Below are 14589 nucleotides of genomic sequence, written 5' to 3'. Positions count from 1 at the left end.
AATGTTTTGTGCACTCTCTGCGGCTGCAAGATTTGTTGGAGTTGGATTCTCTGATGCTGTTGCTGCCGCTTTGTCTGCTGCACTCGCCGCATCCGTCGCCGCTTCTGCTGCATCATTGGCTGTCTGCGTGAGACTCTCTACATTGTCTACCATATCCTGGATCTCTGCATCTGTTGTAGTCTCAGAATCTGCCGCTGCTGTTACTGCTCTCTCTACTGCTGCATTGGCTGCACGCACTGCACTCTGTGCTCCTGTTGTATCAACATCTTCTCCTGCTGCATTCGCTGCTGATTGGAGTGTTATAATTGCTGACTCCACGTTATTCGCTGCATCTTTTGCTGCATCGGCTGCATCTTTTGCAATGTTTTGTGCACTCTCTGCGGCTGCAAGATTTGTTGGAGTTGGATTCTCTGATGCTGTTGCTGCCGCTTTGTCTGCTGCACTCGCCGCATCCGTCGCCGCTTCTGCTGCATCATTGGCTATAGCTGTAAGATTTATGATATATTGTTTAGCTTCTGCAAAATTTTTTTGAGCTACAAAATCAACTAAAATTTCATCTGGACTTAAAATTGATACTTTATTAGCATCATTTAGTTGAACATCTCTAAGTTGTGTATTGATATCAACATTTAATGCATTTGTATCAATCTCTTGAAAATCTGGAGTATAACTTGAGTCAGATGGATTTATGCCATCATCGGCAGTTGTTTCTATATTATCTGTCTCTATCTTTTTACTATCATCAATATCGAGCAAATTATCATCTACAAGTGTTGCTATCGTTTCACTTTCTGTTACAGTTTCATCAGATGAAAACATTTCATTAAGCAGTGAAGCATCAAACAGTTGTTCCTCATTTGCAACCATAATGATATTCGTACCATCTTGCATAGATATGCTGATGTTGCTAAAAGATGTGTTAGAGTCAGCCCCTACAACTAAATCACCTTCGTGGATTTTATCACCTACTGAGAGTTCAACCATTGAACCATCTTTTTGTTTAATATAAAAAGTACCGTTTAAACTTGAAACTGTTGCAACTACTTGAGCCATAATATACTCCTAAAATCTATTGTTAAAGAAATATTATGATAATTAAAAAAAAATTGATATTGTACTGGAGTACAAGTTGTAGAAAATATGTATCAAATAGAAGGAAATTAATTTGTGAAAGTGGCGCGGTGGACGAGACTCGAACTCGCGACCCCCTGCGTGACAGGCAGGTATTCTAACCAACTGAACTACCACCGCATATATAGTAAAAAATGGTGGGCACTACTGGACTCGAACCAGTGACATCTACCTTGTAAGGGTAGCGCTCTACCAACTGAGCTAAGCGCCCATTTAAAATGGAAAATAAAACACCATATGATGGCGACCCCTAAAGGATTTGAACCTCTGTTACTACCATGAAGTGATAGTGTCCTTGGCCACTAGACGAAAGGGTCACTTTCTTCAATAACAAGGTTATTAAAATAAATGGTGGGCACTACTGGACTCGAACCAGTGACATCTACCTTGTAAGGGTAGCGCTCTACCAACTGAGCTAAGCGCCCATCCAAACTAAAATGGCGCGGTGGACGAGACTCGAACTCGCGACCCCCTGCGTGACAGGCAGGTATTCTAACCAACTGAACTACCACCGCATATTTAGTTTAAAATGGTGTCCCGTGATGGATTCGAACCATCGGCCACATCATTAAAAGTGACGTGCTCTACCAGCTGAGCTAACGAGACATGTTTTCTTCTCTTTGTTAAGAGGTCGAAATTATAGACAAATCATTTTTATATGTCAAGAAAAACAGAGAGAAATTTAGAAAAAAGTCTCTTTGTCAATTAAAAGCAGCATTTTTATTGCCATCATTGCACTTTGATACTGTACATAGTTTCTATCGCCTTGAAAAAGAAAGTGTTTTTCGTCGCTAATATCCTTGCTCCTTGCACCGATATAAACTGTTCCAACAGGTTTTAGCTCTGTTCCTCCTGTATCTCCTGCAATGCCGCTGATACTGAGGGCATAATCTGCTTCACTTACATTGAGTGCTCCCTCACTCATCTCAGAAACAACTTCACGTGAGACTGCCCCAAAATTCTCCAAAACTTCATGATCTACAGCAAGCCAGTTCTCTTTTAAAGCATTTGAGTACGTTACAAGTGAGCCGTCTAAAATCTTCGATGCTCCGTTATGTTTTGTAAAATAGTATGCTAAAAGTCCGCCTGTACAGCTCTCCGCAAATGTTATCTTTTTTCCTCTACTTGAGAGTTTTTCGATGATATATTCTATAATGTTTGCAGAGGCTATAAGCTTTTTAGGTAAAAGATTTTTTGCCGCATGAATGAACTTTGAGATATCACCATACCTGTTTGAGTTGATATCAACACGGAGCCATCCCTCTACGTAACTTGTGACTCCAAAGTTAACCTCATATGTCTGCGCTATCGGATTTAATATGCTAATAAGGTCATCCTTATTTTCATCAAAGACATGAATCGTTGCTTGTGTATCGTTGGTATGCAGTAAAATTTGTGGCATTTTACTACCTTCATCCATCTGCATCACATTAATTGTAGCCTTGTTATACTCAAGCAAATATGTTCTCTCCTCAAAAAGTGTAGCTTTTTGTGGTATTAACATGCCATCTTTTAGTACCTGATTATCTCCCGTTACAGTACAGATGACTTTTCCAATAGTTGAGAAGTTCTGTTTACTTGTTACTATTAAAACTCTATTCTCTACATTTAACTCTTGTTCTAAATATAAAAAGAGAGAGTTGTCACTCTCTTTGAAATAAGTAATAGAATCGATAAAGTGCAGCTCTTTTTCTATATTTCTAAAAATATACTCTTTAAGCGGCTCATTATAGATAAATTTGTTTCCAATAAATATGAGATGTAACTTCATCTTTTGCAAGGCCTTTTATAAGGATTTGATATGAAGTATTATAGCAGTTTTATAAGCTTTTAAAACCATTATAGATATAATGCATGACTTTAAATATATTTTTGGGGCAGAGATGGACTATAAAGAGACACTACTTTTACCAACAACGACTTTCGCAATGCGAGGAAACCTGATAAACAATGAGCCAAAACGCTACGGGGCGTGGGATGCAAAAAATGTCTATCATAAAATGAAGACAAATCGTAGAGATGCTGAGAGTTTTACACTCCATGACGGACCTCCCTATGCAAACGGTCATATCCATATCGGTCATGCACTGAACAAAGTTTTAAAAGATATTATCATAAAACATAACTATTTTTCTGGCAAATCTATCCGTTTTACTCCGGGATGGGATTGTCACGGTCTGCCAATCGAGCAGCAAGTGGAGAAGAAGCTTGGTGGAAAAAAGAAAAAAGAGCAATTAGAGACTGCTGAGATTCGTAAACTCTGCCGTGAGCACGCTGCAAAATTCGTAGATATTCAAAGAGATGAGTTTAAAACGCTCGGGATCATTGCTGACTGGGAAAAACCATATGTGACAATGGACTTTCGATTTGAAGCAAATATCTTCAGAACACTTTGTGAGGTTGCAAAAAAAGGTCTTTTGGTAGAGCGTAGCAAACCTGTTTTTTGGTCATGGGCAGAGAGAACAGCTCTTGCAGAAGCCGAAGTTGAGTATGAGGATAAAGAAGACTACTCTATCTTTATCGCATTTGAACTAAGTGACGGAGCGAAAGCAAAACTTGGTATTGAAGGTAAAGCTGCTCCTGTTATCTGGACAACAACTCCTTGGACAATTCCGGCAAATACAGGTATCTCACTCAATCCTGAAGAAAAATATGTACTCACTACTGATGGTTATATCGTAGCCAAAGAGCTTTTAAACTCACTTGTAGAAAGTGAAGTTGTGAGTGGTAGTGTCGCTAAAGAATTTGATGCAAAAGAGTTTGAAAACCTCATCGCCATCAACCCGCTTAACGGTAGAGAGTCTCGTTTGGTTTTAGGTGAACATGTATTAGTGGACAATGGTACAGGATGTGTACACACTGCTCCTGGTCACGGTGAAGATGACTACCGTGTTGGTCTTGTATATGACCTTGAAGTTATTATGCCTGTTGATGAGACAGGATGTTATGATGAAAGCGTAGTAGGACTTGGACTTATTCCAAATGCCCAAAATTTTGTAGGGCGTCATATCTTTAAATCAAATGAAGACCTCATCTCCCTTATGGGTGATGCAGTTCTTAAAGTAGATAAGTTTATGCACTCCTACCCTCACTGTTGGAGAAGTCATACACCGCTTATCTATCGTGCAACAAAACAGTGGTTTATCTCTGTTGATGGAACTCCTGAAGGGGAAAGCAAAACTCTGCGTGAGATAGCACTTGGTGAAGTTGAAAAGACTCAGTTTATTCCAGAAACTGGGCGTAAACGTCTTACTTCTATGGTCGAGAACCGTCCTGACTGGTGTATCTCACGTCAGCGCGACTGGGGTGTTCCTATCGCATTTTTCAGAGTAAAAGCTACTGGTGAAGTTCTTTTAGATGAAAAAGTTTTAAACTTTGTTGCGATGATTTTTGAAATGCAGGGAAGTGATGCATGGTATTCTATGGACATTGCACAACTGCTCTACCCTGGATGTGAGTACAAACCAGAAGAGTTAGAGAAAGTAACAGATATTTTAGATGTTTGGTTTGACTCAGGTTCAACATGGAATTCAGTGCTAAAATCTCGTAACTATGATGCAGGGGAGTATCCGGCTGATTTATATGTAGAAGGAAGTGACCAACACCGTGGATGGTTCCAGTCATCACTCTTTTTATCAACTGCCGTACAGCATAAAGCACCATACAAGGGTGTTCTCACACACGGCTTTACAGTAGATGAAAAAGGTGAGAAGATGTCCAAATCAAAAGGCAATGTAATCGCACCTGATAAGGTTCTCAAAGAGTACGGAAGTGAAATCCTGCGTCTTTGGGTGGCTTCATCTGACTATCAGGGAGATCTCAAAATCTCTCAAGGTATCTTAAAACAGACTTCTGAGAGCTATAGAAAACTGAGAAACACATTTAGAATCATGCTTGCAAACATCAATGACCTTGAAGAGCTTACTTCTTATGAACAGATGGGTGACTTAGACAAATGGATACTCAGTGAAGCGAGCCGTGTACTAGCAGAGGTTCACAAACAATTTAGTGAATATAACTTTGTAAATGGTATGAGTACACTTAACAACTTCATTGTAAATGAGCTTAGTGGTATGTATATTGACATGACAAAAGACAATCTCTACTGTAATGCACAAAACTCTACACGTCGTCGTGCAAGTCAAAGTGCAATGGCGATGATTACAAAAACACTTCTGCTTTTAATGGCACCGATTCTTACATATACAGCTGATGAGATTGTAGAGAATGCTCCAACTATCATTACAGGTGATGCTGAGGATATCTTTGATATGACTTACACAGCACTAGAACAAATCGATGCACCTTTTGATGCAGAGTATATGGTAAAAGCACGTGAAGGTTTTGGAGCTGTTGTCGATGGACTCAAAAAAGAAAAAGTTATCAAATCAACACTAGAGTTAATTATCTATACAGAGTCAAAAACAACTTTAGATATGGATAGAGTTGATGCAGAGGACTGGTTCGTTGTATCTGGTATTTTTGAAGACAAACCTGAAGAGAATGAACTTGGAAGCTTTAAAGTGGGTAATGATACTTTTACAATAGCAAAAGCGACACAACATAAATGTCCAAGATGTTGGAAATACCAATCAGATGCAGAAGACAAAGTATGTAAAAGATGTGAGGAAGTTGTAGGTGCCTAACTTTAGTGAACCTGTAACACTCACTTTTGTATTTAGCTCAATAGGTGTTATTTTTGCACTTATTGGTCTTGGTATCTTTTTTGTAAAGAGATTTAAATAAAGCAGAGACTTGCTATAATAACAATAATAAAATAGGTAGGATATCTAGTGATTACATTAAAAGAAGCACTTACACTAAACAAAGATGAACTCAACAAATTTAAAGACGAACTACGTAATAAAATAGAAGCAAATAAAGATTTAAACGCATATATCGATGTTAACAGTGTTGGCGAAGGTGTACCTATCGCTATTAAAGACAATATTCAGGTAAAAGATTGGTCTATAACATCAGGAAGTAAAATTTTACAGGGATATATCGCACCATACAATGCTACTGTCATTAAGAAACTACTTGATAATGGTCTTTCTCCTTTTGGTCGTGTCAATATGGATGAGTTTGCTATGGGCTCGACTACAGAATCCAGCTTTTATGGAAAAACACAAAATCCTCACGCAAGTGATAGAGTTCCCGGCGGAAGTTCTGGTGGAAGTGCTGCTGCTGTTGGAGCTGGTCTTGCCATTGCAGCGCTTGGAAGTGATACAGGTGGGTCTATCCGCCAACCTGCTGCTTTTTGTGGAATCGTAGGAATGAAACCGACTTATGGGCGAGTGAGTCGTTACGGTTTAGGTGCCTATGCATCAAGCTTGGATCAGATCGGTCCAATGACACAAAATGTTGAAGATGCTGCAATTTTATATGACATCATCAGCGGAAGCGATGAGAAAGACTCTACAAATGCTGGACGTGATGATAAGGTTATACCAAACCTGGATGCAACAAGAAAACTCACGATTGCAGTTTTACCAAAATATGTTGAAAATGCAAGCCAAGATATAAAAGATGCCTATGCAAAAGCTATAGAAGCACTAAAAGCTGCAGGTCATACGATTGTAGAGCGTGAGATGATGGATGCGAAGTATGATATCTCAGCGTACTATATCACTGCAACTGCAGAAGCTACAACTAATCTTGCACGTTATGACGGTATACGTTATGGAAACCGTGTAGAGGGGAAAAACCTTGAAGAGACATTTTACAACACAAGAAGCGAAGGTTTTGGCGATGAAGTAAAACGCCGTATCCTACTTGGAAACTTCGTACTCTCAAGCGGTTACTATGAAGCGTACTATGTAAAAGCACAAAAGACACGTCATATCATCAAAGATGAGTATGCGAAAATCTTTGAAGATGTAGATTTGATTCTCTCGCCTGTTGCACCGACTGTAGCACCAAGATTTGGAGAGTTGGCAAATCCTATGGATATGTATCTCAGTGATATCTACACTATCAGTGTCAATCTTGCTGGTCTTCCTGCTCTCTCATTACCGATTACAAAAAACAGTGAAGGTATGCCGGTTGGTCTGCAACTCATTGCAAAAGCATATGATGAACAAACTCTCTTTGATGGAGCACTTTCACTCGAGAGAGAAGTCGCTTACAAAGCATAATGTAATAATAGTGAAACAATCTTTTGCTATTATTTTAAAAAAGGAGTACAACATGGCATATTTTGACAAAGTAAAAGTAAAAGACAAACTCTACGGACTTGTATTTGGTCCGGGAAAAGTTTCTCAGGTTTTTGAAGACTCTCATTATAAAATGATGGTAAAGTTCAAAAACGGATATGAAGTACCATATACGGAAGATGGCATTCCGGGTTGGGGAAACTTTAAAAAACAGACAATATTCTATAAAAAAGATATCGACCTTACTGATGTTGACTTTGGACCAGTAACAAAAGTGCTCTCACCTAAAAAAATTATTAAACTGCGTGAGAAGAACAAGCTTGAAGTTCGTCTTCCTTCTGGTATCTGGACAGATTGTACAAAATGTGTTGCAGGGTATGTTGAAGATATGCTAGAAGCTGAAAACTATCACCTCTTTAGAAAATCTCTAAAGAAAAAGGATAAATAATACTTTACACTATTATTCATACCATTCATATTTTTGCCGTATTTATCTACGGTGGATTTTTATTTACAGACAATCTCTTTATGTCGAAGATGAAACAAACTTTAAATGAAGAGGAATATACAAAAGCACGTGAAGCAATTATGATGCATGTACGTAAAGTTGTTCCAAAAGCACTTATTGTTGCAGTATTATCCGGAATGTATTTATTTACACAGGTTTTTGGAGAGATTGGCCCAGATGGTCTCTCAACTTTTCAAATTGCCCTCTCCATCAAGGCATTTTTAGGTCTCTGGCTTGGATTTCGTGGTGTCAATCAGGTCTTTTTTGGCATTCAGCCATGGGTATTTAAAAGCCATATCTTTCCATTCATTTTAGTAGTTATAATTATACTGCTTTCACAATTTATGTTTTTGGATTTTACCTCTTTTTAACCACAAAAAAGGTATAATCCAAAAATTTTAAACATTTAACTTCTATATACTCTGCAAAGGATAACCATGAGAATTCGTAAACGCGCCCTAACATTTGAAGATGTACTTTTAGTACCGCAATATTCTGAAGTTTTACCAAAAGAGGTTTCTCTTGAAACCAAATTAACACGTAATATCAGCCTTAAAATTCCTATGGTTTCAGCTGCAATGGATACAGTTACAGAATACCGTGCTGCAATTGCAATGGCAAGACTCGGTGGTATCGGAATTATCCATAAAAATATGGATATTGAAACACAATGTAAACAGGTTAGAAAAGTTAAAAAATCTGAGAGTGGTATCATCATTGATCCAATCTATGTACATCCTGATGCAACACTTGCGGATGCAGAAGCCCTTATGAAAGAGTTTAAAATCTCTGGTGTTCCTGTTGTAGATGGACATAACAAGCTTCTTGGAATTCTTACAAATCGTGATATGCGCTTTGAGAAAGATATGCGTAAACGTGCAGATGATGTAATGACAAAAATGCCGCTTATCACTGCAAAAAAAGGTATCTCTTTGGATGATGCAGCAGATATTATGCATAAAAACAAAATTGAAAAACTCCCTATCATTGATGAAGATGGTTTCTTAAAAGGTCTTGTTACTATCAAAGATATCAAAAAACGCATCGAGTACCCTAACTCAAACAAAGATGATTTTGGTCGTTTAGTTGTTGGTGCGGCTATCGGTGTTGGGCAGATGGACAGAGCAAAAGCACTTGTTGATGCCGGTGCTGATGTACTTGTTCTTGATTCAGCTCACGGACACTCCAAAGGAATTCTTGATACTGTAAAAGCCATTAAAGAGTCACTGGAAGTCGATGTAATTGCTGGAAATATCGCTACAGCAGAAGCTACGGAAGCACTGATTGAGGCTGGAGCTGATGGTGTAAAAGTTGGAATCGGACCGGGATCGATCTGTACAACAAGAATCGTGGCAGGTGTTGGTGTACCACAAATTTCTGCGATCGATGAGTGTGCTGCAGCTGCAAGAAAACATGGGGTACCTGTAATCGCAGACGGTGGTATCAAATACTCTGGTGATATTGCAAAAGCTCTTGCAGTTGGAGCTAGCTGTGTAATGGCAGGAAGTCTACTTGCCGGTACGGAAGAGTCACCGGGTGAGACTATTATGTTTCAAGGGCGTCAATACAAATCATACCGTGGTATGGGAAGTATCGGTGCAATGCAAAAAGGTTCAAACGATAGATATTTCCAAGAGGGAACTGCAGCAGACAAGCTTGTTCCAGAAGGAATCGAAGGGCGTGTACCTTTCCGTGGACATATTGCAGGAATCGTTCATCAAATGATGGGAGGTCTGCGTTCTTCTATGGGTTACTGTGGTAGTGAAAGTATCGAAGCGCTCTGGAACAAAGCAGAGTTTGTAGAGATAACATCTGCGGGTCTCAAAGAGTCTCACGTTCATGATGTAATTATCACACAAGAAGCGCCAAACTACCATGTCTAATCAAGAAGTACGATATGCGGGTTTTTGGATCCGTTTTATCGCTTCATTTTTAGATACACTTTTTTTAGCTCTGCCAGTCGCTATCGTCATCTACTTTTTAAGTGATGGCAACTGGTTCGACTTCGCACAATACCAACAAAATATGCAACTTGCAATGAGTGGTAATCCTCACGCACTCGACAATCAGCCACAAACTTCTTTTACATGGGAACTGATCTTTGAAATCTCTGTGTTAGTCGTTACGGTCATCTTTTGGGATAATTGGCAAGGCGCTACACCGGGGAAAAAAATCGTACACATTAAGATTGTAGATGCCAAAACGTATCAAGATATTACAAATAAGCAGGCAATTACCCGCTCACTCGGATATATTCCATCAACCCTGCTTTTTGGTATAGGATTTTTAATGGTTGCCTTTCGTAAAGACAAACGAGCTCTACATGACCTGCTAGCAAATACTGCTGTTATCTATGATGAAGAGGCACTTATAAATTAAACTTCTCTTTATCAAAAAAGCTATCAACAGAGATATTTTTAAAAGCAGCATTGAGTGAAGTAAAGAGTTGCGGAAATTCTTGCTCCATCTTTGCAAGCATCGCTTTTGTACTCTCTCTTGCATGAGGAGCTTTAATATCAAATCGCATAGCAGGACAAGCTTCATCCCCTATCGCTTCAATACCGTTATCTACAACAAAAGCACGCAACTGCCGCTCACGCAACTGAATCAATGGACGAATCACAATCAAACCATTTTCAGCTCTGTATTTTGGTGCTAAAGAGCGCATCTGACCATTATAGATAAAGTTCATAAAAAAGCTCTCAGCAGCATCATCCATATGATGTCCAAGTGCTACTTTATTACATCCATGCTCACGTGCCACAGAGTAGAGATATCCGCGACGCATGCGAGAGAAGAATGAACAGTAAGAGGAGTTTTTACGAATCTTCTCTTTTGCCAGATCATAGGTTTGTGTATCATGGATAATATGCGGGATATCATGCTCTTTGCAGTGTGCTGCAAGATTTGAGTAATCTTCACCCATACCATAGCTAATTGTCACTGCCAAAAACTCAAACTTAAAGGGGGCACGGCGTTGTTGCTCTTTCATAGCATGAATCATAGTAAGAGAATCTTTTCCACCAGAGAGACCCACTAAGATTTTATCACCCTCTTCTATAAGATTAAACTCGGCATTTGTTTTGCCGAGCTTGGACATGATTTTTTTAGAAAGTTTTACTCCCATTAAGCGTTTGCCAACCTGTCAACCATCTTCATTAAAAATTCGGCACTGACCTTTGCAGAGCTCTCAACAAACTCTTCAAAATTAAAGCCTGCATCCATATCTGCAGAGTCGCTGATAGAACGAAGAATGAAAAAAGGAACTCCTAGTGCATCACATACAACTGCAACACTCGCACCCTCCATCTCTAAAGCATCTGCTTTAAAAGTCTCAGCAATAAACTCTTTACGCTCCTCTGATGCGATAAACTGATCTCCAGTTGCAATGATACCCTCTTTCACGTCAACACCCATCTCAGAAGCGACTATCTTACTCAGCGCTATCAAATCTCTGTCAGCCTCAACATAAACACTTCCTTCCGGAACATATCCATGCGGATGTCCAAAGATTGTAATATCCAAATCATGCTGTGCAAGTTTGGAAGCCACTACCAAATCACCGATTTTAAGCTCAGGATTAACTGCTCCGGCAACACCGCTAAAAAGAAGCACATCACAAGCAAACATCTGCAGCATTGTACTCGCTGTTAATGTTGAAAATACTTTTCCTATTTTCGAATACGCCACAACCACATCTATATCTTTATATTTTGCTTTATAGTACTTATTTTTTGCGTAATTGACCTCTTCTACATCATCAAGACGCTCTAAAATCGGTGCCACCTCTTCTGGCATTGCACCCATAATCGCTATTTTCATTTTCTTCCTTATATTTCTACAGTTTTTATCACTGTTTCAAATTTGGCAAGTTGCTCTTTTATATTGCCTTTTTCATCAACAACACAACTTCCACCCCAAAAGCCAAGTCCATCTTCAAAACCGACACGATTTACAAAAACAAGTTGTGCCGAGCACTCACAAGCAACTGTTTGAATAATCTCATACCAACTCTTTTCAATACTCAGTCCATCATCTCCAAATCCACGTGCAGGTGAAGCTACATGAACGATAATCAAATCAGGATCTAATCCGATAAGCTCTTCATGCACACTCTTATGCCATAGATCTTCACAAACCAAAAGAGAGACTCTTTTACCATTGGCTTCAAAAGCTTCAAAGCTATCGCCACCTTCAAAGTAGCGTGCCTCTTCAAACATTCCATAATTTGGCAGATGTACTTTCATATGTTTGGCAACAAGTTTTCCCTGTGTAAAATAGAGTCCACAGTTTCGAAAAACATCCCCGTCACGCAGTGCTGCACCAATAGCAATATCTACATCTTTACTTAATTCAATTAATGAGGTCAGTTCAGACTCATTCCATGCATCTTCATGCAGTTTATCTTGTAAAAGATAGCCACTCAGTGCCAATTCTGGAAAGACTATTAAATCTGTTGTCGTCTTATTCGCTTCAATAATTTTAATGACTTCTTCTAAATTCGAACGGTTTAATTTGGGAGAAGTCTGTGCAAGTGTTACTCTCATATTATGAGCAAACTTCCTCTTTTACCTTCTCTAGTGACGCCATATCAGAGATATTAAGCGTTTTTAGATCTTTTGCTATTCTTCTGTTAAGCCCTTTAAGCACAACTCCGTTTCCAAACTCAATTGCCATATCAACATCCCCTGCAATTGCCTGGATTGACTGTTTATATTTTACAGGTTTTACAAGTTGGTCTTTTAAGAGTGTAACTGCTTCAGCTTTTGTAGCATAAGGCTTTGTGGTAACATTAGAGATAACCGGTGCTTCAAAACTATCAATGATATATTTCTCCATTAGCTCTGCCAATGGCTCTTGAGCCGGAGCTAAAATCTCACAGTGTGAAGCAACAGACATATTTAAAAGCAGTGCTCTTTTTGCACCTGCTTCTTTGAAAGTATCTTCTAAAGATGCCAAATCTGCTCTGTTTCCTGCAACAACAAGTTGTCCATCTTGATTATAGTTTGCCGGCCATACTTGTTTACCTTGCGTCTGCGCATCTGCACAAATTTTCTCAACACTTACATCATCAAGACCAACAATAGCCATCATACCAGCATCTTTTCCTTCACATGCTTCTTGCATATATGCACCACGCTTATGAACAAGTTCAACTGCATCAACATAGTCAATAGCACCTGCCGCACAAAGCGCTGAAAATTCACCAAGAGAGTGTCCTAAGAAAAGCTCAGCTTTTACATCTGGACATGCATCTTTAAAAAGTCTGTATGCAACCATCTGAACTAATAAAATCGCAGGTTGTGTATAAGCAGTTTGTCCAAGCTTTTCATTCTCTTCAAAGATTATCTCCTTAAAGTCCACTCCGATTCTCTCACCAGCTTTAGCAAACATCTCACGTGCCACTTCCGAATTATCATAAAAATCTTTACCCATACCTACCGCTTGTGAGCCTTGTCCTGCAAATATCATAGCTATTTTTTTCATCTGTTTTCCTTTTTATAAATATTGTTTGTTTTCTGAGATCTTTTTTCTGAGTGTATTACGATTGAGTCCCAGTTTATCTGACAACTGTAGTTGTGATTTGAACTTTTTAAGTCCTGCGCGAATCAGTGGTACCTCATAAAGATACAAAAAGTTTCTATAGTCACTGTTTGAACCCAGCTTGTCATAAAGATAATTCTCAATGATTTCCATCAATTCACTATCTTGAATATCCTGTAGCAGATAGTTAATCATTACCTGACGTCTCAGAGAATCTGCATTTCTTGATAAATCAGCTTTGAAGTTTTGAGTATTAAACGATTCATTGCCACCAAAAAGTTCTGCTGCTTCCTTAGCGAACTTCTCAACTAAGAAAGAGACATCTTCTTCTCTCTCACGCAGAGGTGGAATATCAAATTTAACACTAAAAAGATCATCAATAAGCTCATTCTCAAAAGATTGTTTCGCAGTTGCGATGACACGTACTTGTTTCTCTTTAATCATTTGTACAAGTCTACTTAAATTGGGGGAGTTGTCTATATTGATTATGATTAACTCTTTGGAGCTCTCTAGTGCAACAAGCAGTTCATCAAAGTTTGATGCATCAACAATCGATGTATCAGGAAGTATAAAAGAAGCTAATGTTCTTTTACCAACACCACTCTCACCCATGATGAGGGCATTGACACTCAGTGTCTTGAGGAGTGATGCTGTTTTCTTAGCCTGGTTGGAGGCTGAAGATTCAGTTATAAAACTAGTGACATCCACAGCCGCTGCCGCCACCTGTTCCACAACAACCATCATCTGCTTGTTTGTTCTCAGCAGGAACACCAGTCATTGCTTCTTCAGCTGAAGCATCTCTAACATTGTTGATTGTCACTGTAAACATTAAATCTTTACCAGCTAAAGGGTGATTGAAGTCAATTACTACAGAAGTATCTTTGATCTCTTTAACAACAACTTGAACAGTTGAGCCATCTTCACCTTGACCATAAAGTGTCATACCTTCAGTAAGTTCAATTCCAGCAAACTGCTCTTTTGGAACTTCTTGAGTAGCTTCTGCATTGTACTCACCATAAGCATCTGCAGCTTTTACAAGAACATCACCTTTTTCACCGATGTTCATATCTTTGATTCCATTTTCTAAACCTGGAATAATTTGACCTTTTCCAAACATAAATACTAATGGCTGTCCACCAACATTACTATCTACTACTTTATCGCCATCTCTTACTTCATACTCTAATGATACGATTTGATTTTGCTCAATTGCCATATTTATACCTTAATTTTTGTTTCGTGGATTTTAGC

The 14589-nt window shown here is 38.9% G+C and carries 13 protein-coding genes, 6 tRNA genes and 1 pseudogene; 6 read left to right on the top strand and 14 right to left on the bottom strand.

The window, feature by feature from the left end:
• The 8 genes and pseudogenes from MNY27_RS06805 to MNY27_RS06770 all read right to left on the bottom strand — a co-directional run.
• A pseudogene (locus MNY27_RS06805) lies at nt 1-1053 on the bottom strand (hypothetical protein); the annotation flags it as partial.
• Between the two features lie 121 nt (nt 1054-1174).
• Nucleotides 1175-1251, bottom strand: a tRNA-Asp gene (locus MNY27_RS06800).
• A gap of 15 nt (nt 1252-1266) precedes the next feature.
• Nucleotides 1267-1342: transfer RNA gene (locus MNY27_RS06795), tRNA-Val, on the bottom strand.
• 30 nt (nt 1343-1372) lie between these two features.
• Nucleotides 1373-1448 (bottom strand) — tRNA-Glu (locus MNY27_RS06790).
• A 32-nt stretch (nt 1449-1480) separates the two neighbouring features.
• A tRNA-Val gene (locus tag MNY27_RS06785) sits at nt 1481-1556 on the bottom strand.
• Nucleotides 1557-1569: 13 nt separating this feature from the next.
• Nucleotides 1570-1646: transfer RNA gene (locus tag MNY27_RS06780), tRNA-Asp, on the bottom strand.
• 15 nt (nt 1647-1661) lie between these two features.
• Nucleotides 1662-1737: transfer RNA gene (locus tag MNY27_RS06775), tRNA-Lys, on the bottom strand.
• A gap of 76 nt (nt 1738-1813) precedes the next feature.
• Nucleotides 1814-2902, bottom strand: coding sequence for a CinA family protein (locus MNY27_RS06770; protein ID WP_152184454.1), 1089 nt, complete (start codon nt 2900-2902; stop codon nt 1814-1816).
• A 112-nt stretch (nt 2903-3014) separates the two neighbouring features.
• Here MNY27_RS06770 and ileS point away from each other — a divergent pair, with 112 nt between their 5' ends.
• From ileS to MNY27_RS06740, 6 genes are all read left to right on the top strand, one after another.
• A complete protein-coding gene (ileS, locus tag MNY27_RS06765) occupies nt 3015-5777 on the top strand; it encodes an isoleucine--tRNA ligase (protein WP_152184513.1) in 2763 nt (920 codons plus the stop codon).
• A 147-nt stretch (nt 5778-5924) separates the two neighbouring features.
• Nucleotides 5925-7268 carry an Asp-tRNA(Asn)/Glu-tRNA(Gln) amidotransferase subunit GatA gene (gene gatA / locus MNY27_RS06760; RefSeq protein ID WP_152184455.1) on the top strand — a complete coding sequence of 448 codons (1344 nt, stop codon included), beginning with the start codon at nt 5925-5927 and terminating at the stop codon, nt 7266-7268.
• Nucleotides 7269-7320: 52 nt separating this feature from the next.
• On the top strand, nt 7321-7734 hold the full coding sequence (locus tag MNY27_RS06755; RefSeq protein WP_152184456.1) for a hypothetical protein: 414 nt from the start codon (nt 7321-7323) through the stop codon (nt 7732-7734).
• A gap of 89 nt (nt 7735-7823) precedes the next feature.
• A complete protein-coding gene (locus MNY27_RS06750) occupies nt 7824-8165 on the top strand; it encodes a hypothetical protein (protein ID WP_346392030.1) in 342 nt (113 codons plus the stop codon).
• 66 nt (nt 8166-8231) lie between these two features.
• On the top strand, nt 8232-9677 hold the full coding sequence (guaB, locus tag MNY27_RS06745; RefSeq protein WP_346392029.1) for an IMP dehydrogenase: 1446 nt from the start codon (nt 8232-8234) through the stop codon (nt 9675-9677).
• Nucleotides 9670-10173: an RDD family protein gene (locus tag MNY27_RS06740; RefSeq protein WP_152184459.1), complete on the top strand. Its 504-nt coding sequence runs from the start codon at nt 9670-9672 to the stop codon at nt 10171-10173. The genes guaB and MNY27_RS06740 overlap by 8 nt, the downstream gene beginning before the upstream one ends.
• Here the strand turns inward: MNY27_RS06740 and MNY27_RS06735 are convergent.
• The 6 genes from MNY27_RS06735 to MNY27_RS06710 are packed head-to-tail and all read right to left on the bottom strand — an operon-like array spanning nt 10163 to nt 14554.
• Complete coding sequence (locus MNY27_RS06735; RefSeq protein ID WP_152184460.1) at nt 10163-10921, bottom strand: ATP-binding protein; 759 nt, start codon at nt 10919-10921, stop codon at nt 10163-10165. The genes MNY27_RS06740 and MNY27_RS06735 overlap by 11 nt on opposite strands.
• A complete protein-coding gene (locus MNY27_RS06730; RefSeq protein WP_152184461.1) occupies nt 10921-11616 on the bottom strand; it encodes a 5'-methylthioadenosine/adenosylhomocysteine nucleosidase in 696 nt (231 codons plus the stop codon). Before MNY27_RS06730 ends, MNY27_RS06735 begins: the two co-directional genes overlap by 1 nt.
• Before the next feature lie 8 nt (nt 11617-11624).
• Complete coding sequence (locus MNY27_RS06725) at nt 11625-12341, bottom strand: nitrilase-related carbon-nitrogen hydrolase (protein ID WP_152184462.1); 717 nt, start codon at nt 12339-12341, stop codon at nt 11625-11627.
• 1 nt (nt 12342) lies between these two features.
• On the bottom strand, nt 12343-13281 hold the full coding sequence (gene fabD, locus MNY27_RS06720; protein ID WP_152184463.1) for an ACP S-malonyltransferase: 939 nt from the start codon (nt 13279-13281) through the stop codon (nt 12343-12345).
• Nucleotides 13282-13293: 12 nt separating this feature from the next.
• Nucleotides 13294-14082 (bottom strand): Fis family transcriptional regulator, encoded by a 789-nt coding sequence (locus tag MNY27_RS06715; RefSeq protein WP_246153849.1) that lies wholly within the window; start codon nt 14080-14082, stop codon nt 13294-13296.
• Nucleotides 14033-14554 carry a peptidylprolyl isomerase gene (locus tag MNY27_RS06710; RefSeq protein ID WP_152184464.1) on the bottom strand — a complete coding sequence of 174 codons (522 nt, stop codon included), beginning with the start codon at nt 14552-14554 and terminating at the stop codon, nt 14033-14035. Before MNY27_RS06710 ends, MNY27_RS06715 begins: the two co-directional genes overlap by 50 nt.
• Between the last annotated feature and the right edge of the window lie 35 nt (nt 14555-14589).

This window comes from Sulfurimonas sp. NWX79, assembly GCF_039667035.1.
Lineage (GTDB): Bacteria > Campylobacterota > Campylobacteria > Campylobacterales > Sulfurimonadaceae > Sulfurimonas > Sulfurimonas indica.
This window is presented reverse-complemented; position numbering and strand designations above follow the sequence as displayed.